Raw genomic sequence first — 21,512 nt, 5'->3', positions numbered from 1 at the left:
TCAGGCCCACCTTTCCATGAGCCTGTTGTTACTCACACTGCCACCCGGGCCACCGGGCAGCTATACCTACGCCACCTCTGTTGACGGCCAGACGCTGGCCGCGCATGGCAGCGCCAGCGCGGCCTTGCTGCCCACAGCGAGCCGTGGCGTCGAAGTGGTGGCGGTGGTACCCGCTTCGCAACTGTCATGGCAGCGCGTCACGCTGCCGCCCGGCGTCGGCCCCGGCTCGGCTCGCCTGCGCACCGTTCTTGTCGGCATGCTGGAAGAGCAGTTGCTGGACGACCCTGAGCAACTGCACTTTGCCCTCAGCCCTGACGCCCGCAGCGGCAGCGCCGTCTGGGTCGCCGTGTGCCCAAAAGCCTGGTTGACCGCACATGTGCACGCGCTGGACGAAGCACAGCGCCCCATCAGCCGCATCGTGCCCGAACTGCATCCCCGCACCGGCCCGCTGCAACTGACAGTAGTGGGCGAGGCCGATCAGCCCCAGGCGTTGATGAGCGGTGATGGTGTGCCCGGCGGTGCCCAGGCGCTGCCGCTGACGGCCCAGACCCTGGCCCTGCTCCAAACCACAGAAGATCATCCCAACAGCCCAGACAACGCTTTCTCCGAAGTCATAGCCGAGCCTGCGGTGGCCGAAGTGACTGAGCAACTGCTGCGTCAGCCGGTCATCATTCAACCCGCTGCCCAGCGTCTGCTGGCCAGCAGCCGATCAAACTGGGATTTGGCCCAGCTTGACCTGGCCCGCACCGGCACAGCCCGGGCAGCCAAGCGCATGGCCACGGTCTGGCGCGATTTTTTACACGCCCCGCTGTGGCGTCCGGCACGCTGGGGCATCGTCTTGTTGCTGCTGGCCAATCTGGTGGGTCTGAACTTGTGGGCCTGGCGCGCTCAACAGGATTTGGTGGCCCGCCGCACGCACATCAACGCCGCGCTGACCAGCACTTTCCCTCAGGTCCAGGTGGTCGTTGACGGCCCAGTGCAAATGCAACGCCAACTGGCAGCGCTGCGCCAAGCCACCGGCGCGGCGTCGCCGCGCGATCTGGAGCCGATGCTCAGCGCCCTGGGGCAGGCGCTGGAAGGTCCAGCCACCCCCAATCAAATCGACTACAGCGCAGGCGAATTGCGCCTTAAAGGCATTCAACTGGCCACCGGGCCGCTGGCTACCACCAACCAGCGCTTGCAAGCGCAAGGCTACCAACTGCACACCGAAGCGGACAGCATGGTGCTGCGCGAAAGAGCGCTGCCATGACCGGTCAGCCATCTGCTGAAACATCCGCCCGCCACCGCATGCAGGCGTTCTGGCGGCAATTGCAAGCACGTGAGCGCCGGTTGATTGGGCTTTCTGCCCTGGTGGTGGGCCTGGCTTTACTTTGGTGGCTGGGTCTGTCGCCCGCGCTGCGCACTTTGCGCACCACCGCAGATCAACGCGCCGAGCTGCAAGCCAAGGCCCAGCAAATGCAACAACTTCAACGCGAAGCCGCTGCCCTGAAGGCACTGCCCCGCATGGGCCACGAAGAAGCCTTGCGCACGCTGCAAGCCACCACCCAGCAGCGCCTGGGTGCCGCCGCACAACTGTCGGTGGTAGGAGACCGCGCCAACGTCACGCTCCAATCCGCACCAGCCGCTGCGCTGGCCGACTGGCTGACCGATGCGCGCGTGAACGCCCGCGCCATGCCCGTTGATGCGCGCCTGACGCGCCAAAGCGCCACCACGCCCGACGCAACCATCCTGTGGAGCGGCACGCTGTCACTCAGCTTGCCCAGCCCATGACACTGCAACGCGCCCCTCGTCGTGCAAGCACCCGCACAGCACCCCCCTATGCCCCGTGGGGCTGGGCATGGCTGGGGGCAGGCATTGGCCTGGCGCTGATATTGGCCCTGGCAGCGCCCGCACGCTGGCTGGCCGCTGGCTTGGCGCAAGCCACACAAGGCGCGGTGGTGCTGGCCGAACCACAAGGCAACATCTGGTCTGGCACAGCCCGTCTGGTGTTGACCGGCGGCGCAGGCAGCCGTGACAGCACCGCTTTGCCAGGGCGCGTGCAGTGGCAGTTGCGCCCCCAGCTCACGGGCCTGATGGCCCGTCTGAGCGCTGATTGCTGCACGCCCCAAACACCCATCCACATACAGATCAGCCCGCGCTGGAATGGCGCGCAGGTACAAGTGGGCGATGGCCAATCATTTTGGCCCGCCTTGCTGCTGACGGGCCTGGGCACCCCCTGGAACACGGTGCGCCCGCAAGGCGAATTGGCTTTGTTGACCCGCAGCCTGGCAGTGCATTGGCACGCCGGACGCATGGATGTCACGGGCCAGGCCGAAATTACCGCACGCCAGATGTCATCACGCCTGTCCACACTGGAGCCTTTGGGGTCGTACCGTGTAGTCTTGAATGGGGGTGGTACAAACAGCGGCCAAGCCCTTTCGCTGAAGCTGACCACGCTGGAAGGCCATCTTCAACTGTCGGCCGATGGTCAATGGATTGGCACGCGCCTGCGTTTGCGCGGCCAAGCCCAGGCTGCACCCGGCATGGAGGCACCGCTGGCCAATCTGCTCAACGTGCTGGGACGTCGGCAGGGCGAGCGCGCCATCATCTCTTTAGGCTAAATCTCAGATAATCCCGCCAAGTCGTTGTTTTATGGCACTTTTGCCTTATGCGTTGAGCATTCTATTTATCAATCCCCCAGCCATAGGGGCTACAGTTGGCAGGGTACGCCCAGCCTCATATCCCATGCGTTGCGTTTTTGACAAGTTCTTCCCATCACCACCTGCTCTGTCCTGTCTGGCGCTGGCGGCCAGCCTGAGCGCCGCTGCGGCCCTGGCTGCCGATGCCCCGCAAACCGCTGCCCGCACCACCGTCAATACCCAAACAGCCGACGCACCGCCTGCTCAAGTGCCCGCTGGCCGGGTCACACTGGACTTTGCCAACGCAGAACTCGATGCCGTAGCCCGCACCATGGCCACCATCACCGGGCGCAATGTGGTGGTCGATCCGCGCGTCAAAGGCACGATGACGCTGACCAGCACCACCCCCGTCACGCCTGCCGAAGCATTGCGGCTGTTCTCGGTGCAATTGCGCACGCAGGGTTTTGCCTTGGTCGAATCCAGCGGCATGTACGTGGTGCTGCCCGAAGCCGAGGCCAAATTACAAAGCAGCACAGTCACGGCGGGATCGCCTCGCGCGGCAGGCGGACAAATCGTGACGCAGATCTTCAAGCTGACGCACGAAAGCGCCAACAGCCTGGTGCCCGTGCTGCGCCCGCTGATCAGCGCCAACAACACCATCAACGTGAATGCAAGCACCAACTCGCTGGTCATCACCGATTACGCCGACAACCTGCAACGCCTGGGCCGCATCATTGCCGCGCTGGACGTGTCCAACGCCACCGGCGTCGAGGTGGTGCGCCTGCGCTATGCCGTGGCTTCAGACCTGGCCCCGCTGGTGGCTCGCCTGCTGGAGTCAGGCGGCAGCACTGCTGCACCCACACCGCAGGCGGCCACACCGGGCCAGGCCAATAACGCCGCCGCCGTGGCAACCGTCAACTCCGGCGACGGCTACCGCACCACGCTGGTGCCCGAGCCACGCAGCAACGCGATCATCGTGCGCGCGGCCAATGCCGCACGGCTGGCACAGGCCAAATCTCTGATCGAGCAACTGGATCAACCGCCCTCCCTGCGCGCCGATGGCTCCAGCGGCAACATCCATGTGGTTTACCTGAAAAACGCCGACGCCACCAAGCTGGCTGTCACCTTGCGCGCAGCCCTGGCTGCATTGCCTGGTCAGTCCAGCGCCACCGGGGGTGCATCAAGTACCAGCACCAGCGGCGGCTTGACCGCCAGCACCACCAACCAAAACAGCACCAACTCCAGCTCGTCGTCCGGCAGCAGCCTGGAATCCGGCCCCAGCATCAACGCCGCAGCCAACAACCAACCCTCGACCGGTGGCCAGATCCAGGCCGATCCGGCCACCAACTCGCTCATCATCAGCGCGCCTGAACCGGTGTACCGCGAACTTCGCGCGGTGATTGACAAGCTGGATCAGCGGCGCGCGCAGGTGTTCGTCGAAAGTCTGATCGCCGAAGTACGTGCTGACAAAATGGCCGACTTTGGCATTCAATGGCAGGCCTTTGGCAGCGGCAACAACTCGGTGGGCATCATGGGCACCAACTACTCCACCACCAGTGCGTCTCCCAGTGGCGGCAGCGCAACCAATATTTTTGATGTGGCCGCAGCGGCGTTAGGCTACGACAGTAGCGGTGATATTGCCGATCTGGCAGGTGTAAGGCCTGGTGTCGGCTTCAATTTACTGCTGGGCACACGAGCGCTGGGCATTCTGGCCAGCTTCATCCAAAGCACGGGAGCGGGCAACGTGCTGTCCACGCCCACGCTGCTGACGCTGGATAACGAAGAGGCCAAGATCATCGTCGGCCAGAACGTGCCCTTTGTCACGGGCAGCTACACCAACACCGGCTCCAGCAGCACCTCTGTCAATCCATTCCAAACCTATGAGCGCAAGGACGTGGGCCTGACATTACGGGTGCGCCCGCAAATCAGTGAAGACGGCTCGATCAAGATGGTGATTTACCAGGAAGTTTCCAGCGTCGTCGCCGGAACTGCAGGCAACTCAAGTGGCCCCACCACCAACAAGCGAGCCATTGAATCCAGCGTCCTGGTCAATGACGGCTCCATCGTGGTACTCGGCGGCCTGCTGGAAGACAATTACGCCAGCACCGAAGACAAAGTGCCATTACTGGGTGACGTGCCCGCCATCGGCAACCTGTTCAAGAGCCGCAGCCGCAGTCTGGTTAAAACCAACCTGATGGTGTTCTTGCGTCCCGTAGTGGTGCGCGACAGCGCTTCAACCGAAGCCTTCTCCCTCAGCCGTTACGACGTTTTGCGGGCTGCGCAGCAAAACAACCAACCCCAATCCAGCAGCGTGCTGCAAATCAATCAAGCGCCGGTATTGCCCGCCATGGCACCCACTGATCCCAATGCCTGGACGCGCCAAGCATCACCGCCTCCACCACCGCCACTGGTGCAACCCAGTGCAGGCGAGCAAAATTATTACGGCGATCCCATCAAGTCCTACAACTGATCAGCCACACGCTGCGGCACAACGCCACATCCCATGCGCTATCCGCTTCCCTACGCCTTTGCCCGCACGGCCAGTTTGCTTCTGGAAGATGATGGCCGCAGCCTGACCCTGTGGCACCACGGTCAGCCTGACGCAGGCTATCTGAGCGAAGTGATGCGCCGTTACGGGCACGACAGCATGCCACTGTCCTTACAACAGGTCGATACTCATGCACTGGCGCAGCGCATCAGCCATGCCTATTCATCGCAAAGCGAGTCATCCGCCGCTGCCGTGGTCAGCGAAGTGCAGTCCGATGCCGATCTCTCGCGCATCATGCAAGAGTTGCCAGCGGTGGAGGATTTGCTGGAAGCCGCCGACGACGCACCCATCATTCGCATGCTGAACGCGCTGCTCACACAGGCCGCGCGCGACGGTGCCAGCGACATTCATATCGAGCCTTATGAGCGCCACTCCAGCGTGCGTTTTCGTGTTGATGGCACGCTGCGCGAAGTAGTCCAGCCCAACCGCGCGCTGCACGCCGCGTTGATCAGTCGCCTGAAAATCATGGCTGATCTGGACATCGCCGAAAAGCGTCTGCCGCAAGATGGCCGCATCAGCCTGCGCCTGGGCACCCGCGCCATTGACGTGCGCGTATCCACCATCCCCAATGCCCACGGCGAGCGCGCGGTGCTGCGTCTACTCGACAAAAGCCAGGACAAGCTCAGTCTGGAAGCCGTGGGCATGCAAGGCGGTGTGCTGGCGCAGTTTGAGCAACTCATTCGCCAGCCACACGGCATCATCTTGGTCACCGGCCCCACAGGCAGCGGCAAAACCACCACGCTGTACGCCAGCCTGGCGCGGCTTGACGCGCATCGCAACAACATCATGACGGTGGAAGACCCGATCGAGTACGATCTGCCCGGCGTCGGCCAGACCCAGGTCAACCCGCGCATCGAGTTGACCTTTGCACGCGCGCTGCGTGCCATCCTGCGCCAAGACCCAGACATCGTGATGATTGGCGAAATCCGCGACATCGAAACCGCGCAAATCGCTATCCAAGCCAGTCTGACCGGTCACTTGGTACTGGCCACCTTGCACACCAACGACGCCACCAGTGCCATCACGCGTCTGACCGACATGGGCGTAGAGCCTTTTCTGCTCAGCTCATCACTGCTGGGTGTGCTGGCTCAACGTCTGGTGCGCAAATATTGTCACAGTTGCCACGGCCAGGGTTGTGACACCTGCAGTCACACCGGCTACCAAGGTCGTACTGGTTTGTTTGAACTGTTGATGGTGGGCGACGACATTCGCGCTCAAATTCATGCCCAGGAACCTGAAGCCGACATTCGCGCATCAGCACTCTCCAACGGCATGAGCCTGATGCGCCAGGATGGCGACCGCTTGGTGCAAGAAGGCATCACCAGCCAGGAAGAAGTGCTGCGCGTGACGCGGGATTGAATACCATCGCAAAGCTGCCAAATCTTCGGCACTGAAATGAAAACAGGGCCGAATGGCCCTGTTTTCATTGATTTATAGATCCCAAGAGTAAGTCTGTAGATCACAATTTGGAGCGGGAAACGAGGCTCGAACTCGCGACCTCAACCTTGGCAAGGTTGCGCTCTACCAACTGAGCTATTCCCGCATTGGAAAGGGAAAAACGTATACACCGTCTTTCCCTGAGAACTGAGCTTGTCAGCCTTCCCTGTCGCCAGTTCAAGCAAACAACGCACTGCCTCTTGGTAAGCTGATTATTCTACATCATATTTCAGCTCGGCTGCAAGCACAAGACTCAAGGTCTCTTGCTCATGAGAGTGGCTTTATGGCCGTCACGTATCGTGGCGGCTTCGCCTCTCATGCCTCCAACCTTGTTCAGTGAAATTGCTCTTCTTCGGTCGAGCCGGTGAGCGCTTTCACGCTGGAGCTGCCGCCTTGAATAACGGTAGTCACGTCGTCGAAGTAACCGGCACCGACTTCCTGCTGGTGCGACACGAAGGTGTAGCCTTGCTCGCGGGCGGCGAACTCGGGTTCCTGGATCATCTCGACGTAGTGCTTCATGCCCTCGCCGCGCGCATAGGCGTGGGCGAACTTGAAGGTGTTGTACCAATTGCTGTGGATACCGGCCAGGGTGATGAACTGGTACTTGTAGCCCAGCGCCGACAGCTCGTCCTGGAACTTGGCGATGGTCTTGTCGTCCAGGTTCTTCCGCCAGTTGAAGCTGGGCGAGCAGTTGTAGCTGAGCAGCTTGCCGGGGTGCTTGGCCAGCACGGCCTGGGCGAACTCGCGCGCAAAGCCCAGATCGGGCGTGCCGGTCTCGCACCACACCAGGTCGGCATACGGCGCGTAGGCCACGCCGCGGCTGATGGCCTGCTCCAGACCGTTCTTGACGCGGTAAAAGCCCTCTTGCGTGCGCTCGCCGGTCAGGAACGGCTTGTCGTTGGCGTCGTGGTCGCTGGTGATCAGGTTGGCAGCCTCGGCGTCGGTGCGGGCCAGCACGATGGTGGGCACGCCCATCACGTCGGCGGCAAAGCGCGCGGCGATCAGCTTCTCGCATGCTTCCTGTGTGGGCACCAGCACCTTGCCCCCCATGTGGCCGCATTTCTTGACGGCGGCCAGTTGGTCTTCAAAGTGCACGCCGGCCGCACCAGAAATGATCATGTTCTTCATCAGTTCAAAGGCGTTCAGCACGCCGCCAAAGCCAGCTTCGGCATCGGCCACGATGGGCAGGAAGTAGTCGACAAAGTCCTTGTCGCCAAGGCCAACGCCGCGGCCCCATTGAATTTCGTCGGCGCGCTTGAAAGTGTTATTGATGCGGCGCACCATGGTCGGCACTGAGTCGTAAGCGTACAGCGACTGGTCGGGGTACATGGTCTCGCTGGTGTTGCCGTCGGCGGCCACCTGCCAGCCCGACAGGTACACCGCTTCCAGCCCGGCCTTGGCCTGCTGCATGGCCTGGCCGGCGGTGATGGCACCAAAGGCGTTGACGTAGCCTTTCTTGGCTTCGCCGTTGATCAAGCCCCACAGCTTCTCGGAGCCGCGCTTGGCCAGGGTGTATTCGACCGGCAGGCTGCCGCGCAGGCGCACCACGTCGGCAGCGCTGTAGCCGCGCTTGACGCCCTTCCAGCGCGGATTAGTGGCCCAGTCTTTTTCCAGGGCGGCGATTTGTTGTTCGCGGCTGAGTTGCTCGTTGGTGTTTGGCATGTAAACGCTCCAGTGGGTGAATTGAACAAACGGTTAGCAGACAAAAGCAGCACAGTCGATACACACGAAATGCCCGATTCATCGCGCTGCCATTGAGCAATATCATAACTCTTATATAAGATGACAATCGATTCTTATGTCTTATATAAGACAAATTTTTCTTATTGACTATCAACGGGTTGCAAGTGTTATTTCATAATAAGGAATTATATTTTTCATATTGAGAAATTATGCGGTGATGCGACAATTTTATTTTTCTTAATGTGAAAACAATTTGCGGCACTGTGCATCGCACATCAAGATATCTACACGACATGGTTCGTAGAGCATGCATCCCGCGCCATGTCAGGAAAAGCAGCACCAAAATGGCGTGGGCTGTTCCTCACCGCAGCAGCTCCCACGCAATGGGCGGCGGATGCACACGTGTAATGTCGTTGACTCACTCGCAGCCCCAGACAAAAATGTAGCGGCCATCTTTCGATGAAGGTATCGGCTCCATACATCTCTGGATCGGATTCGTGGAGATAGGGCTATTGTCGGGCAGGGCCTGCCGAACCTGATGGTTAGGGGAGGTATTTCAGCAGCCTGTTAAGGCCTGCCGCACAAATTAAGCATCACACCAATACGCGCACCAATGCAGGCGAGCGCATCCCTTCTATAATTTTTTGACCGTGCGGGTTGCGGATTCATCGCCAACGCCCGTTGCGCTACTAGCTTGGTGCGCGCTGCTGATGGCCTTGCACCGCTCATGAGAAAGGTTCTCCCCCATGTTTGAAATCCTGATTCGCGAAGCCGCTGCCCGTTTTGGTCTGGGCGATAAGTCTTTGCCTTTGCTGCAAATTTTGCTGGCTTACATCACCAACAAAGAAAGCGGTGGGCTGGCGGGTTTTCTGGAAAAGTTCAAGGCAGCGGGACTGGGGCCGATCATCCAGTCGTGGCTGGGCGGCGGGCCAGCGGCGCAGGCTATCAGCAATAGCCAGCTGGAGACCGTGCTGGGGGCCAGCGGCGGTTTGCTGCCTGCGTTAACTTCGCGGCTCGATTTGCCGCGCGACAACATCACTTCTGCCCTGGGCTACCTGCTGCCCACCCTGGTGGGCAAGCTGACGCCCGGTGGCAGCATGCCTTCTGGTGGTCTACCGCCTGAAATTGCCAGCCTGGCCGATGCGGGCGACGCCTTGTTGAACGCACCGGTGGTAGACGCTGCCGCTTCTTCTGGCAGTGGCAGTGCAATGAAATGGCTGCCTTGGCTGATCGTGGCTGCTGCCGTCGTCATTGGTCTGGGCTACTGGAGCAAGACCCGCACAAGCGAAACCCCGCCCGAGGCCACCCCGTCCGCCATCACCGCCCCTGAATCAGCCAGCAGCGATCCGGCCGTGTCGAGCACCGGCTTTGGCCCCTCTGCGACGGCATCTGAACCATCAGCCGCTACGCAGGATGCCTCCGCCCCTGCTGCGGCCTCTGAACCTGCTTCTGCGACAGACATCGCCACGCCACCAGCCACCACATCAGTCCCCGCTGAGACTGCATCCTCTACGGCACAAGCCAGCAGCGATAACACCACCTCTTCAGCAGCAACACCCGCTGCTTCTGGAGACAACAACAGCACGGCCGCAGAAGAACCCACCGGTGCAGCCGTAGTCAGCCTGATCGCCCACGACCTGCCCGCACTCAAGGTCTATTTCGACTCCGGCAAGACCGACGTGCATGCCGACTTTGCCGGGCAGGCCGAAGACCTGGTGACTTACCTGCAAAACCATGCTGGGGCCAAAGCCGTCATCTCGGGCTACAACGACCCCACAGGCAACACCGCAGCCAATGCCGAGTTGTCCAAAAACCGGGCCAAAGCGGTTCAGGCCGCCTTGGTGGCCCAAGGCGTAGCTGAAGACCGCACGGTGCTCGAAAAACCGGCCGAGGCCACCGACACCACCACCAGCAATGCCGCATCGCGCCGCGTGGAAGTAGTGCTACGCCCGTGATGCGGGCGATACACCAGCGCCTTCAAAGCGCAAGATGAAAAAATGGACGCCTCAAGCGTCCGTTTTTTGTTGGCAACTCCCCAAGCCGCACACGTCGGCGCAGTGCGCGTATTTCAGGCGGCAGTGCCCGTCACCAGTTGCTGCAACTCGCCCGATTCGTACATCTCCATCATGATGTCTGAGCCGCCCACAAATTCCCCTTTGACGTACAACTGAGGAATTGTCGGCCAGTTGCTGTACTCCTTGATGCCCTGGCGAATGGCCTCGTCTTCCAGCACGTTCACGGTAGTCAACCCGCGCGACTCCACGCCGCTGGCTTTCAGGATCTGAACCGCGCGGCCTGAAAAACCGCACATGGGAAAGCTGGCGTTGCCCTTCATGAACAGCACGATGTCGTGTCCTTTGACCAGTTCGTCAATACGTTGCTGAGTGTTGGCATCCATGGTGTGTCGATCCTTCTTTCTATGCAATAGGGGTGATTATTCCACTTGCAGACCAACGGCACATCAATGGACTGTGGTGGTGTACGGTTTTCATCTGCTCAGGCAGGCCGTCCGCCATGAAAAAAGCGCCCTGGTGGGCGCTTTGACAAAAATCAATACAAAATAAAACTCAGGCAATCAAAAATTGCGTGCGGTCTTTGCCATCAATCCATTTAGGCGCTTTACCGCGGCCCGTCCAGGTCTGGCCAGTGGCTGGATCGCGGTATTTGGGGGCGACTTTGATGCCAGCAGTTGATTTGGCGCGACCCTTACGGCCCGACGGGAACACGTCTTGCACCGTCAAATCAAACTCAGCGACCAGGGCACGGGCCTTGGCCACGGCATCGGCAATGGCACTTTTGCGGGCGGCTTCGATTTTTTGATTTAATTCGTCACGTTGCTGGACGAGTTCTTGGTACGAGGACATTAACAGTGGCTCCATTGAATAAGTTCGGGGCAGATATTACCACCTTGTTAAAAATAATCAACCTCGATCTTTGTTAATGGTGGCTCTGCCCCTCATTTGAATGCAGCGGGCGCGCCAGCACCTTGTCAATCCGGCGACCTTCCATTTCCACCACTTCAAATACCCAGCCAGCGCTTTCACTTTCAATTTGATCGTTCAACACGGGCAAATGTCCGGCCACCGACATCAGCAGCCCTGCCACGGTGTTGTAACGCCCCTTGTTTTCCAGCGGTAGGCTATCGATGTCCAACCGTGCTTTCAGCTCGGTGACCGGCATCAGGCCGTCCAACAGCCACGCCCCTCCATTCAGTGGCGTGGCCCAAGCGTCGGTATGGGCACCTGGTTTCAACTCGCCAGTAATAGCCTCCAGCAAGTCGCGCGGTGTCATCAGCCCCTGTACCACGCCATATTCATCCACCACAAACATTAACCGGCCTGACTTGGTACGCAATTGCTCCAGCAATTCCAGCCCGCTCAGGGTCTCGGGCACGAACACGGCAGGCACCGCATGCGATTCGAGCGTTTTATCTGATACCGGCTGTAGTTTTAAAAGCTGGGCGATTGAAATAATCCCAATCACGTCATCCAGGCTTTCATTGCACACTGGATACCATGAGTGCGTTTGCTGCTCGCTGCGATGCGCCACAAACTCCAGCGCCTGCGCAATGGTTTGATGGGCGTCCAGCCATTCAATATCACTGCGCGGCACCATCAAAGACGTGAGCGAGCGGTCATCCAAGTGAAACACATTGCGCACCATTTGGTGTTCGTGCTCTTCAATTAAACCGGCATCCACGCCTTCTTCCAGGCTGGCCGATATTTCTTCGGCCGTCACGGCGCGTGCGTGCGAGTCGTCAATGCGCAGCAGCTTCAATACCGCTTGCGTACATAAAGCCAGCAAAGCCACAAAAGGTTTCGCGGCCATCGCCAGCCAGGCCATGGGCTTGGCCACCCAGCGCGCCACGGTTTCGGGAAACATCTGGCCAATGCGCTTGGGCACCAGCTCGCCAAAGATGATGGTGGTGAAGGTGATGGCGGTCACCACCAGCGCCGTGGCGGCGAACGAGGCCACGTTGTCGCTCAAGCCAAAACCGCCCAGCCATTGCCCCACCGGGCCGCTGAATGCGGCCTCGCCCACGATGCCGTTGAGCATGCCGATCGAGGTGATGCCCACCTGCACGGTCGATAAAAACTGCGTCGGCCGCGCCATCAGCTTCAGCGCCGTGCGCGCACCGGCATCGCCCGACTCTTCCATGGCCGCCAGCAGCGGCTTGCGGCTGGATGCCAGCGCCAGCTCGGACATGGCGAACACACCGTTCAGCAAAGTCAAAAAAACGATCAGCAGCAGATCCATGAGCAAACGAACCCCACAAGTCCGGTGGGAAAATCAACACCATGGCACTCTACCTGATCGGTGACGTGCAAGGCTGCGACACGGCCTTGGCACGTTTGTTGGACCAACTGGCGTTTTCGCCCAGCCGGGATCAGCTGCTGCTGCTGGGCGACCTGGTCAACCGCGGGCCGGAATCGCTGGCCGTGCTGCGGCGGCTGACGGCGCTGGGCGATGCGGCGGCCTGCGTGCTGGGCAACCACGATCTGCACTTGTTGGCTGTCGCCCAAGGCGTGCGCCAGCCCAGCCGCACCGACACGCTGGCAGGCATCCTGGCCGCGCCAGACCGCCCGGCGCTGCTCGACTGGCTGCGCCACCGCCCGATGGCGCTGCACGAGCGCGGTGTGCTGATGGTGCATGCGGGCGTGCTGCCGCAGTGGAGCGCCGCGCAAACGCTGCGTCTGGCCGCCGAGGTGCAAGCCGTGCTGCGCGGCGCGGACTGGGCGGTGTTTTTGCACCAGATGTACGGCAACCAACCCGATCAGTGGCACGACGGCCTGCAAGGCGCGCTGCGCCTGCGCGTGATTGTCAACGCGCTGACACGGCTGCGCTTTTGCAGCGCTGACGGACGCATGGAATTCGCTACCAAAGACCGCGCCGCTGATGGCGCGCCGCCGGGCTATATGCCCTGGTTTGACGTGCCCAGCCGCCGCACCGCAGGCGGCGTGGTGGCTTTTGGACACTGGTCTACCCTGGGCAAGCTACAGCGCAGCGACGTGATCGCGCTGGACACCGGGTGCGTCTGGGGCGGCTGTCTGAGTGCGGTGCGACTGGATGCGGATGGCCGCTGGAGCGATCCGGTGCAGGTGCGCTGCCCGCCAGCCCAGACGCCGGGTGGTGGCCGATGAGCGACCCGTCCATACCGTTGGCACCTGCGCCGCGCGTGCGCGACGCGGCGGGCATGAAGCGCCTGGCCCTTGGCTTGCTGCTGGCCGCTGCGTTGCTGTACGCGCTGGCCACCCGCATGCTGGCGCAGCACACGGCCTGGGGCTACGTGGCCGCGTTTGCCGAAGCGGCCATGATCGGTGCCATTGCCGACTGGTTTGCCGTGGTGGCGCTGTTCCGCCGCCCCATGGGCCTGCCCATTCCGCACACCGCCATCATTCCAGAGAACAAAGACCGCATCGGTCAGAACCTGGCCAGCTTCATCACCACCCACTTTCTGTCCACTGAACAGGTGCTGGCGCGCGTGCGCGACTTTGACGCCGCTGCCCGCCTGGCCGCCTGGCTGTCGCAACCCGCCCACGCCGCATTGGTGGGCGAGCGGCTGGTGGCCGTGGGCCGCTGGGCCGTGGATGCGCTGCACGATGCCCGCGTACGCGCCTTCGTGGCCGAGCTGGCGCAGCGCGGCCTGCGGCAAGTGGACATCGCCCGCTTGTCCGGTCAGGTGTTGCAGGCCATGACGCACGAGCGCCGCCATCAAGAACTGCTGGACGGTGTGCTGGTGCAAGTGGCCAAGCTGCTGGGCGAAGAGCGCCTGCAAGAGGCCATCACCGACGCCATCGCACGCGAGATCAAAGCCCTCAAACTGGTCGGTCTGGATCAGGTGGCCGCGCGCCTGGCCACGCGCAAGGTGGTGGTCATCGTGGCCAAAACCATCATCGAGATGGCCGACGATCCTCAGCACGATTTGCGCCTGCGCTTTGACGACACCGTGGTCGGTTTTATTGACCGCTTGCAGCGCGATGACGCTTTGCGCGCCCGCGGTGAGCGCCTGCGCGACGAGTTGCTGGCCCATCCTGCCCTGATGCGCTACGTGGACGATCTGTGGGCCAATTTGCTGGCGTGGCTGCAAAACGATCTGGCGCGGGCCGATTCCACCATCCGTCAACGCATCACCGAAGCCGCGCAAACACTGGGCGAGCGACTCGCTGCCGATGCTGGGTTAAAGGACTGGATCAACGGCGAAATCCAGCGTCTGGTGCCGCCACTGATCGAGCGCTACCGCGACGACATCGCCCGCTACATCGTGGCGCGCGTGGCCGCCTGGGACGCCCACGAGATGACCGACGAGATGGAGCGCCACATTGGGCGCGATTTGCAGTTCATCCGCATCAACGGCACCTTGGTGGGCGGGCTGGTGGGGTTGCTGATCCATGCGCTGACGCAGGCTTGGCACTGAAGGTAAACCCACATACTATCCATCAGTATCATCCCGCATCGCAATACTATAAAGCGATATAGCTTATTACTACTGGGCAGTATATGGCGCATATGGTGCTGCGCCACCGGATTCAATCAGCCGAATCGCTGGCCTTGAACAGCGCCGCTACTTTGCGCTTGGGTTTGATGTTGGCCGACAGGCCGCTGCGCGCCGGGCGGGCTTTTTGCTCCCAGGCGGCAGGCTCGGCCACTTCAGCGGGGGCTTCATAAGGCTGATCGAAAAACGGGTCGGCCGGGGCCACAGGCGGCGCTCGGCGCTCGGTGCGCTGCCGGTCACCACGGGTGCGGCGCACCTCGTCGCGGGCGTCGCCGGTTTCGTCGCCGCGCCAATGGCGGCGGCCATCGTTTTGGCGGCCCCGTGGTTTTTCGTCTTCAAACGCCAGGTGCTCGACGTCGATTTTTTTCTTCAGCAGCTTTTCCAGCTCGCCCATCAGGCGCTGGTCGTTTTTGGTGACCAGCGTCACCGCCACGCCCGATGCGCCCGCGCGGCCCGTGCGGCCAATGCGGTGCACGTAATCCTCGGGGTTGAAAGGCACGTCGTAGTTGAAGACGGCGGGCACGTCTTTGATGTCCAGCCCGCGCGCGGCCACGTCGGTGGCCACCAGCAAATCGACCTCTCCGCGCTTGAAGGCTTCCAGCGACTTCAGGCGCTCGTCCTGACTTTTGTCACCGTGCAAGGCGGTGGTGCGCAAACCATCGCGCTCCAGCGCGCGCGCCAGCCGCGCCGTGCCCAGCTTGCTGTTGCAAAACACAAACGCCTGGCGCAGTTCTTTGTCGCGCAGCACCTGGCGGATGGCGCGGCGCTTGTCCTCGTCGGCCAGCAGGTAAAAGTGCTGCTCTACGGTGGACGCCGTGGCATTGGGCCGCGCCACCTCGATCAGCACCGGGTTGCTCAGGTAACTTTCAGCCAGGCGCTTGATTTCAGGCGAAAAAGTGGCCGAGAACAGCAGCGTGGTGCGCCCCGACTTGGGAAGGTAGCTCAATATGCGCTGCAAATCGGGCAAAAACCCGATGTCCAGCATGCGGTCGGCCTCGTCCAACACCACGTATTCGACCTGGTTCAGAACCGCGGTCTTGGCCTCGATGTGGTCCAGCAAACGCCCCGGCGTGGCCACCAGCACCTCGACACCTTTGCGCAGCTCTTCAATCTGCGGCTTCATGTCCATGCCGCCAAACACCACCGCGCTGCGCAACTGGGTGTGTTTGGCGTATTGCTTGACCTGGTCGGCCACCTGCACCGCCAGCTCGCGCGTGGGCAGCAGCACCAGCGCACGCACCGGGTGGCGCGCAGGCGACAGCGACGGCGTTTCGTGCTTGAGCAGGCGCTGCAACAGCGGCAGCGAAAAGGCAGCGGTCTTTCCCGTGCCGGTCTGCGCCGCGCCCATCACGTCCTGGCCTGCCAGCACCACGGGAATGGCCTGGGCCTGGATCGGCGTCATGGTTTCGTAGCCCATCTCGGCCACGGCGCGCTTGAGTGGATCGGCCAGCGCGAGGTCTGAATAAGAAGTGCTCATTAGTGCCCTATTGTCGCACTGCAACATGGCCAGCGGGGCCAAAAAATGGCGACTGAATTAGAGAGCGGCGTCGAACGGCACCCAGTGGCCCTGCAAAAAAACTGTCGGCTCCTGTCTCCATGGTTGGTGCGTTTTACGCGCAATGGGCCTGCGTCAGTCTTGATTTGAACGCGATTGGCGACACAATGGCCGGTATGACGCAACGCTACAAACCCCAACCCAGCACCGCCTTCGGCCCACGGCCCTTTGTACTGGCCACCGTTTTGGCGGCAAGCCTTCTGGCCACCGCCGCGCCAGCCAGCGCCCAGATCAAACGCTGGGTCGATGAAAACGGCGTGGTGCACTTCAGCAACGCCGACCCACAGCCTGCCGACCAGGTGGCCTCACCCGTGACCGAAGTGCCCTTGGCGCGCCAACCCAGCGCCGCCGAAAGCGCCGCCGCCCAGCAGCAGTTGGAAAAATACCGCCAGCAACTGGCCCAAAACCCGCCAGCAGCGCCTGCATCAGCAGCCTCTTCCCCACAGCCTCAAACCCCATCGGCCGACGACCAAAGCTGCGCAGCACAATGGCAGCGCTACAACGCCGCCTATGCCTGTCTTGACCCCTATCGCGCCAAGGGCGGGGCCATCAAGGCCGAAGGTTTTGCCAAGTGCCCAGTGGTCAAGCAGCCCAGCTGCCCTGCGCCTTGAGCAACGCCCAGCTACTCATCAATTCTTCAAACCTTCCACTTGAACAACAGCTTGTCTGGCGTGAGGTTGTCGTACACCTCAAAGGGCTGGTGAATCCACGGGTTGGTGGGCAGGTCTTCAACTGAATAGTCGCACTGAAAGCTGGATGTGCCCTTGGTCCAAAGGACGGCGGTGCGCAATTCGGTGATGGGCGGGTAGTTGTTGCGCAGGCGCTCGACCACGGATTGCAAGGTCACGCCGGTGTCGGCCAGATCGTCGACCAGCAGCACCTTGCCTGCAATCTGCCCCTGCGGGGTGGTGATGTAGTGGGCAATGTCCAGATGCCCCTGCACGGTGCCCGCATCAGCGCGGTAGCTGCTGGTGGACATGATGGCCAGCGGCACCTTGAACACCCGGCTCAAAATGTCGCCCGGCCGCATGCCCCCGCGCGCCAGGCACAAAATGGTGTCGAATTGCCAGCCCGACTGGTGCACCTTGATGGCCAGCTTTTCAATCAGGTTGTGGTATTCGTCATAGCTGACGTACAGGTGCTTACCGTCTTCAGTCAACATCCGATTGCTCCTGATTTAATAGCTGCAAGGGCTGATAATTTGGGCGCCAAAGGCCAAAAACACCAAAAGAAACAAATGACCGCAGAGCAGGCCAGGCGAGTGAACACCGTTCGCGGACCTGCGCCGCGAACTGGCGTTGTCCCCCTTGCGCAGCAAAAGGGGGAAGACGCCGCAGGCGACTCAGGGGGTTCATCCCAAGAACGGATGCCGCCTCATGATGGTGTGATCACGGTCCGGGCTGGTAGAGATGACATGGATGGGCACGCCGGTGGCGTGCTCGATGCGCTGCAAATACAGGCGCGCGTTGATAGGCAGCTTGTCGTACTGGGTCACGCCCACGGTGCTCTCGCTCCAGCCTTCCAGGGTTTCATAAATGGGCCGGCAACGGGCAATGTCATCGGCACCCAGCGGCAGGATGTCGAGGCGCTCGCCATCCAGTTCGTAGCCCACGCACAGTTGCAACTCTTTCAGGCCGTCCAGCACGTCAAGCTTGGTCAGGCACAGGCCCGACAGACCGTTGACTTGCGCGCTGCGTTTGAGCAGCGCCGCATCAAACCAGCCACAACGGCGGCTGCGCCCGGTGGTTACGCCTTTTTCAGCACCCACGGTACTCATGTGCCAGCCGGGGGTGCCTTCGGTTTCCCAGTCCAGCTCGGTCGGGAACGGGCCTGAGCCGACCCGCGTGCAATACGCCTTGGTGATGCCCAGCACGTAATGCAACAAGCCTGGCCCCACGCCTGCACCTGCCGCAGCATTGCCTGCCACGCAATTGCTGCTGGTAACAAACGGGTAGGTGCCGTGATCCACATCCAGCAAAGTGCCCTGCGCGCCTTCAAACAGCAGGTTGGCTCCGTTGCGGTGGGCTTCGTTCAATTCGCGGGACACGTCGGCCAGCATGGGTTTGAGTTCTTCAGCGTGGCGCATGGCCTCGGCATAGATCGGCTCAAACTGTAGCGCGCCGCCCTTCAGATACGGCGCAAGCGCTTCGGCAAACTGCAACTGGGCTGATCCCAGCAGGCCCATGAGCACGTGGTTGTACAGCGCCAGCAATTCGCGCAGCTTGACGGCAAAGCGCTCGGGGTGCTTCAAGTCTTGCGCACGCAGGGCGCGGCGGGCAATCTTGTCCTCATACGCCGGGCCAATGCCACGGCCGGTGGTGCCGATCTTGCCCGCACCACCCTGCGCTTGCGCGGCCTCGCGCGCGGCTTCGCGTGCCACGTCCAGCACGGCGTGCAGCGGCAAAATCAAGGGGCAGGCCTCGCTGATGCGCAGGCGCTGGCGCACCTGCACCCCGGCTTTTTCCAGCCCTTCGATCTCTTCCAGCAGCTTGGCGGGCGACAGCACCACCCCATTGCCGATATAGCAGGTCACGCCAGGGCGCATGATGCCGCTGGGGATCAAGTGCAAGGCGGTGGTCACGCCATTGATGACCAGAGTGTGCCCAGCGTTGTGGCCGCCCTGAAAGCGCACCACGCCCTGGGCGCTTTCGGTCAGCCAGTCGACCAGCTTGCCCTTGCCTTCGTCGCCCCACTGGGTGCCAACGACGACGACGTTGCGTCCGGTGGTAGGTTTCATGTCGTGCTCGGTAGATTGAAATAATTGATTCGGCTCAAGGTGCGCTTCATGGCAACGCCTGAACCACCCACTGCCCGGCCGCAAGAACCAGCTCGCGGTCGCAGTCGCATTCGTTCGCCTCGGCGTTGCCGTGACCAGGCAGCATGCTGACCACCACTTCGCCTTGCTGGCGCAAGGCTGCCACTGCGGCGTGCAAATCGGTCGCATCGCTCCAGGGTGCGCGGATGGCTGGGCGGCGCGCAGGGCGCTTGGCCACCCGCGCCAGCGACCGCACATCCAGGCTGAAACCGACCGCAGGCCGCACGCGGTCAAGCTGATGGCCAAACACCGCCCCCACGCCGTCGTAGCGGCCACCGCGCAGCACGGCGTCGCCCGCGCCTTCGGCATACATGGCAAAACGCACGCCGGTGTAATAACCCCAACCGCGCGAATCGGCCAGATCAAAGCACAGGCGAGCATCCGGCAAACGCGCCGCCAGCCAGGCCAGATCGGCCAGCGCGTCTTTCACGCCGGGAATGTGCGCCAGGGATTGCTCTGCCTCGGCCAGCACCTCTGGGCCGCCGTACAGCCGAACCAGCACCGCCAGCGCTTGGCGCGACGTGGCAGGAAAAGCCTTGGTCAGCTGCGCCAGCGCGCTCGCATCTTTGGCGGCCAGCGCGGCGTGCACCTGGGTCAGCACCTGCGGATCGACCATCACACCGGCCAGCAGCGCGCGCACGATGCGGGCATCGCCCAAATCGACCAGCAAGCTTGGCCCAACGTGCGCGGCGCGCAGGCAATCCAGTGCCAGCGACAGCGCTTCCAGATCGGCCTCGCGGCCTGCATGACCGTAAATTTCTGCCCCGAACTGCATGGGTTCGCGCGTGGCGTGGGGCCGCTCGGGCTGGGTGTGTAGCACCGGGCCGCAGTAGCACAGGCGGGCCACGCCTTGCTTGCCCAGCAAATGAGCGTCCATGCGCGCAACCTGCGGCGTTGTGTCCGCCCGCACGCCCAGCAGACGGCCAGATATCTGATCGACCAGCTTGAAGGTTTGCAGATCCAGCGCCTGGCCGGTGCCGGTCAGCAGCGACTCAAGGTGCTCGATGAGGGGAGGAATGACCAGTTCATAGCCGTAACTGCACGCCGTATCGAGCAACTGGCGGCGGAGTGCTTCAATGTGCTGTGCCTCGGCGGGCAATACATCGGCAATGTGATCCGGCAAAAGCCAAGCGGACATGGCGGTTTTCAGCTTTCGTGGGCCGTTAAAACCGCGATTCTACCGGGCGATACAAACGGTTGCGCAAACCGTGGTGCCAGCCTCGTGCCGATCAACGCAGCGCATGGGCCGCTGGCACTATTTAAGCAGCCACAGCAAAACCAGCCCCACCATCAGCATCATCAGGCCAAAAAAACGTGCCTGCCCATCTTGCATCTGGCTGATTTGCTGGAGCATCTTGCGCCATGCGCCGGGGGCGATGAAGGGCGTCAGCCCTTCCAAAATTAGAAACAGGCCCAGAGCCAGCCACAGCGTGTCGCTGTTCATCGCAAAAACCCTGGAGCACCTCAGCGGCGCGCCGATGCCGACTGACTGCGCATGTTGCGGAAAAAGTCCGACGAATCGGGGTCGATCACCAGCACATCGCCTTGCTTGCCAATACTGGCGCGATACGCGTCCATGCTGCGGTAGAACTCGGCAAACTGCGGGTCTTGGCCAAACGCAGCGCCATACAGGCGCGTGGCCTCGGCATCGCCTTGGCCGCGCACTTTTTCGGCATCGCGGTAAGCGTTGGCCACCGTCACCTCGCGCTGGCGGTCAGCATCGGCGCGGATGCGCTCGGCCTCGGCCTGGCCGGTCGAGCGCAACTCGTTGGCTACGCGCTTGCGCTCGGCCTCCATACGGCCATACACCGAGGCGGTGATCGATTCGACGTAATCGGCGCGGGTGATACGCACGTCCACAATTTCGATGCCCCACGGCTTGCTGCCTTTGACCGCCTCGCTGACTTTGCGCTGCACGTCGGCCATCAGCGTTTCGCGGCGCGTGGAGATGATTTCGCGCACCGTGCGGCGGTTGATCTCTTCTTGAAACGCGTTGCGCACCGCACGGTTGAGCTGCTGCGCACCGGCTTGCTCGTCGCGGCCCACATTCGGAATGTATTCCTGCGGGTTGGTGATGCGCCAGCGCACATACCAGTCGATGATCACGCGCTGCTTTTCGGCCGTCAGCAAAGGCTCGCTGTCCATGCTGTTGAGCATGAGCAGGCGCTTGTCGAAGTAACTCACGTTCTGCACCAGCGGCAGCTTGAAGTTCAGGCCCGGCTGGCTCACCACTTTCTGGATCTGGCCCAGTTGAAAGACGACGCCAAACTGGCGCTGATCGACCACGAACGTCGCAGCGCCCAGCAGCATCAACAGCAGCAGGACAGAGGTTCCGATAAATCCGATTTTGTTCATGTCAGTGT

The 21,512-nt window shown here is 61.9% G+C and carries 19 protein-coding genes and 1 tRNA gene; 9 read left to right on the top strand and 11 right to left on the bottom strand.

Going from position 1 to position 21,512, the window contains the following annotated elements:
- The first annotated feature begins 16 nt into the window (after positions 1-16).
- The 5 genes from gspL (at position 17) to ACK5NW_RS01265 (ending at position 6,525) form a co-directional block, all read left to right on the top strand.
- Positions 17-1,249, top strand: a complete 1,233-nt coding sequence (gene gspL / locus ACK5NW_RS01285; RefSeq protein ID WP_416924441.1) for a type II secretion system protein GspL — start codon at positions 17-19, stop codon at positions 1,247-1,249.
- A complete protein-coding gene (gspM, locus tag ACK5NW_RS01280; RefSeq protein ID WP_416924440.1) occupies positions 1,246-1,770 on the top strand; it encodes a type II secretion system protein GspM in 525 nt (174 codons plus the stop codon). Before gspL ends, gspM begins: the two co-directional genes overlap by 4 nt.
- Entirely contained in the window at positions 1,767-2,600 is an 834-nt protein-coding gene (gene gspN / locus ACK5NW_RS01275; protein ID WP_416924439.1) for a type II secretion system protein N, read from the top strand. The genes gspM and gspN overlap by 4 nt, the downstream gene beginning before the upstream one ends.
- Positions 2,601-2,724: 124 nt before the next feature.
- Entirely contained in the window at positions 2,725-5,088 is a 2,364-nt protein-coding gene (gene gspD / locus ACK5NW_RS01270; RefSeq protein WP_416924438.1) for a type II secretion system secretin GspD, read from the top strand.
- 33 nt (positions 5,089-5,121) lie between these two features.
- A complete protein-coding gene (locus ACK5NW_RS01265; protein WP_416924437.1) occupies positions 5,122-6,525 on the top strand; it encodes a GspE/PulE family protein in 1,404 nt (467 codons plus the stop codon).
- 108 nt (positions 6,526-6,633) lie between these two features.
- Here ACK5NW_RS01265 and ACK5NW_RS01260 read toward each other — a convergent pair.
- Both ACK5NW_RS01260 and aceA read right to left on the bottom strand, forming a co-directional pair.
- Positions 6,634-6,709: transfer RNA gene (locus ACK5NW_RS01260), tRNA-Gly, on the bottom strand.
- Positions 6,710-6,936: 227 nt separating this feature from the next.
- Entirely contained in the window at positions 6,937-8,265 is a 1,329-nt protein-coding gene (gene aceA / locus ACK5NW_RS01255; RefSeq protein ID WP_416924436.1) for an isocitrate lyase, read from the bottom strand.
- A gap of 767 nt (positions 8,266-9,032) precedes the next feature.
- Here aceA and ACK5NW_RS01250 point away from each other — a divergent pair.
- Entirely contained in the window at positions 9,033-10,241 is a 1,209-nt protein-coding gene (locus tag ACK5NW_RS01250) for a YidB family protein (RefSeq protein ID WP_416924435.1), read from the top strand.
- Between the two features lie 113 nt (positions 10,242-10,354).
- Here ACK5NW_RS01250 and grxD read toward each other — a convergent pair whose 3' ends face one another.
- The 3 genes from grxD to ACK5NW_RS01235 form a co-directional block, all read right to left on the bottom strand.
- Positions 10,355-10,684: a Grx4 family monothiol glutaredoxin gene (gene grxD / locus ACK5NW_RS01245; protein ID WP_416924434.1), complete on the bottom strand. Its 330-nt coding sequence runs from the start codon at positions 10,682-10,684 to the stop codon at positions 10,355-10,357.
- A gap of 169 nt (positions 10,685-10,853) precedes the next feature.
- Complete coding sequence (locus ACK5NW_RS01240) at positions 10,854-11,150, bottom strand: H-NS histone family protein (protein WP_416924433.1); 297 nt, start codon at positions 11,148-11,150, stop codon at positions 10,854-10,856.
- Between the two features lie 73 nt (positions 11,151-11,223).
- Positions 11,224-12,543, bottom strand: a complete 1,320-nt coding sequence (locus ACK5NW_RS01235; protein ID WP_416924432.1) for a hemolysin family protein — start codon at positions 12,541-12,543, stop codon at positions 11,224-11,226.
- A 41-nt stretch (positions 12,544-12,584) separates the two neighbouring features.
- Between ACK5NW_RS01235 and ACK5NW_RS01230 the strand changes: the two genes are divergently transcribed.
- Positions 12,585-13,427 (top strand): symmetrical bis(5'-nucleosyl)-tetraphosphatase, encoded by an 843-nt coding sequence (locus ACK5NW_RS01230; RefSeq protein ID WP_416924431.1) that lies wholly within the window; start codon positions 12,585-12,587, stop codon positions 13,425-13,427.
- A complete protein-coding gene (locus ACK5NW_RS01225) occupies positions 13,424-14,701 on the top strand; it encodes a DUF445 domain-containing protein (RefSeq protein WP_416924430.1) in 1,278 nt (425 codons plus the stop codon). The genes ACK5NW_RS01230 and ACK5NW_RS01225 overlap by 4 nt, the downstream gene beginning before the upstream one ends.
- Positions 14,702-14,813: 112 nt before the next feature.
- Here ACK5NW_RS01225 and ACK5NW_RS01220 read toward each other — a convergent pair whose 3' ends face one another.
- Positions 14,814-16,256: a DEAD/DEAH box helicase gene (locus ACK5NW_RS01220; protein WP_416924429.1), complete on the bottom strand. Its 1,443-nt coding sequence runs from the start codon at positions 16,254-16,256 to the stop codon at positions 14,814-14,816.
- A 194-nt stretch (positions 16,257-16,450) separates the two neighbouring features.
- On the opposite strand from ACK5NW_RS01220, the gene ACK5NW_RS01215 reads away from it, so the two are divergent.
- Positions 16,451-16,945: a DUF4124 domain-containing protein gene (locus ACK5NW_RS01215; protein ID WP_416924428.1), complete on the top strand. Its 495-nt coding sequence runs from the start codon at positions 16,451-16,453 to the stop codon at positions 16,943-16,945.
- A gap of 26 nt (positions 16,946-16,971) precedes the next feature.
- Here the strand turns inward: ACK5NW_RS01215 and ACK5NW_RS01210 are convergent, their stop codons facing one another.
- The 5 genes from ACK5NW_RS01210 to hflC all read right to left on the bottom strand — a co-directional run bounded on the left by ACK5NW_RS01210 (position 16,972) and on the right by hflC (position 21,504).
- Positions 16,972-17,496 (bottom strand): phosphoribosyltransferase, encoded by a 525-nt coding sequence (locus ACK5NW_RS01210; RefSeq protein WP_416924427.1) that lies wholly within the window; start codon positions 17,494-17,496, stop codon positions 16,972-16,974.
- 189 nt (positions 17,497-17,685) lie between these two features.
- Complete coding sequence (locus ACK5NW_RS01205) at positions 17,686-19,071, bottom strand: adenylosuccinate synthase (RefSeq protein ID WP_416924426.1); 1,386 nt, start codon at positions 19,069-19,071, stop codon at positions 17,686-17,688.
- 46 nt (positions 19,072-19,117) lie between these two features.
- Positions 19,118-20,287: an ATP phosphoribosyltransferase regulatory subunit gene (locus ACK5NW_RS01200; RefSeq protein ID WP_416924425.1), complete on the bottom strand. Its 1,170-nt coding sequence runs from the start codon at positions 20,285-20,287 to the stop codon at positions 19,118-19,120.
- A gap of 117 nt (positions 20,288-20,404) precedes the next feature.
- Positions 20,405-20,593, bottom strand: coding sequence for a DUF2065 domain-containing protein (locus ACK5NW_RS01195; protein WP_416924424.1), 189 nt, complete (start codon positions 20,591-20,593; stop codon positions 20,405-20,407).
- Between the two features lie 20 nt (positions 20,594-20,613).
- A complete protein-coding gene (gene hflC, locus ACK5NW_RS01190; protein WP_416924423.1) occupies positions 20,614-21,504 on the bottom strand; it encodes a protease modulator HflC in 891 nt (296 codons plus the stop codon).
- Between the last annotated feature and the right edge of the window lie 8 nt (positions 21,505-21,512).

This window comes from Ottowia sp. (assembly GCF_047975795.1).
GTDB lineage: Bacteria > Pseudomonadota > Gammaproteobacteria > Burkholderiales > Burkholderiaceae_C > Ottowia.
The sequence above is the reverse complement of the archived record's forward strand: the minus strand, read 5'-3'. Positions and strand labels throughout refer to the sequence as shown.

Excerpts from the sequence above, each read along its gene's own strand:
- gspL (WP_416924441.1), top strand. The coding sequence starts at position 17 with ATGAGCCTGTTGTTACTCACACTGCCACCCGGGCCACCGGGCAGCTAT.
- gspM (WP_416924440.1), top strand. The coding sequence starts at position 1,246 with ATGACCGGTCAGCCATCTGCTGAAACATCCGCCCGCCACCGCATGCAG.
- gspN (WP_416924439.1), top strand. The coding sequence starts at position 1,767 with ATGACACTGCAACGCGCCCCTCGTCGTGCAAGCACCCGCACAGCACCC.
- gspD (WP_416924438.1), top strand. The coding sequence starts at position 2,725 with ATGCGTTGCGTTTTTGACAAGTTCTTCCCATCACCACCTGCTCTGTCC.
- ACK5NW_RS01265 (WP_416924437.1), top strand. The coding sequence starts at position 5,122 with ATGCGCTATCCGCTTCCCTACGCCTTTGCCCGCACGGCCAGTTTGCTT.
- aceA (WP_416924436.1), bottom strand. The coding sequence starts at position 8,265 with ATGCCAAACACCAACGAGCAACTCAGCCGCGAACAACAAATCGCCGCC.
- ACK5NW_RS01250 (WP_416924435.1), top strand. The coding sequence starts at position 9,033 with ATGTTTGAAATCCTGATTCGCGAAGCCGCTGCCCGTTTTGGTCTGGGC.
- grxD (WP_416924434.1), bottom strand. The coding sequence starts at position 10,684 with ATGGATGCCAACACTCAGCAACGTATTGACGAACTGGTCAAAGGACAC.
- ACK5NW_RS01240 (WP_416924433.1), bottom strand. The coding sequence starts at position 11,150 with ATGTCCTCGTACCAAGAACTCGTCCAGCAACGTGACGAATTAAATCAA.
- ACK5NW_RS01235 (WP_416924432.1), bottom strand. The coding sequence starts at position 12,543 with ATGGATCTGCTGCTGATCGTTTTTTTGACTTTGCTGAACGGTGTGTTC.
- ACK5NW_RS01230 (WP_416924431.1), top strand. The coding sequence starts at position 12,585 with ATGGCACTCTACCTGATCGGTGACGTGCAAGGCTGCGACACGGCCTTG.
- ACK5NW_RS01225 (WP_416924430.1), top strand. The coding sequence starts at position 13,424 with ATGAGCGACCCGTCCATACCGTTGGCACCTGCGCCGCGCGTGCGCGAC.
- ACK5NW_RS01220 (WP_416924429.1), bottom strand. The coding sequence starts at position 16,256 with ATGAGCACTTCTTATTCAGACCTCGCGCTGGCCGATCCACTCAAGCGC.
- ACK5NW_RS01215 (WP_416924428.1), top strand. The coding sequence starts at position 16,451 with ATGACGCAACGCTACAAACCCCAACCCAGCACCGCCTTCGGCCCACGG.
- ACK5NW_RS01210 (WP_416924427.1), bottom strand. The coding sequence starts at position 17,496 with ATGTTGACTGAAGACGGTAAGCACCTGTACGTCAGCTATGACGAATAC.
- ACK5NW_RS01205 (WP_416924426.1), bottom strand. The coding sequence starts at position 19,071 with ATGAAACCTACCACCGGACGCAACGTCGTCGTCGTTGGCACCCAGTGG.
- ACK5NW_RS01200 (WP_416924425.1), bottom strand. The coding sequence starts at position 20,287 with ATGTCCGCTTGGCTTTTGCCGGATCACATTGCCGATGTATTGCCCGCC.
- ACK5NW_RS01195 (WP_416924424.1), bottom strand. The coding sequence starts at position 20,593 with ATGAACAGCGACACGCTGTGGCTGGCTCTGGGCCTGTTTCTAATTTTG.
- hflC (WP_416924423.1), bottom strand. The coding sequence starts at position 21,504 with ATGAACAAAATCGGATTTATCGGAACCTCTGTCCTGCTGCTGTTGATG.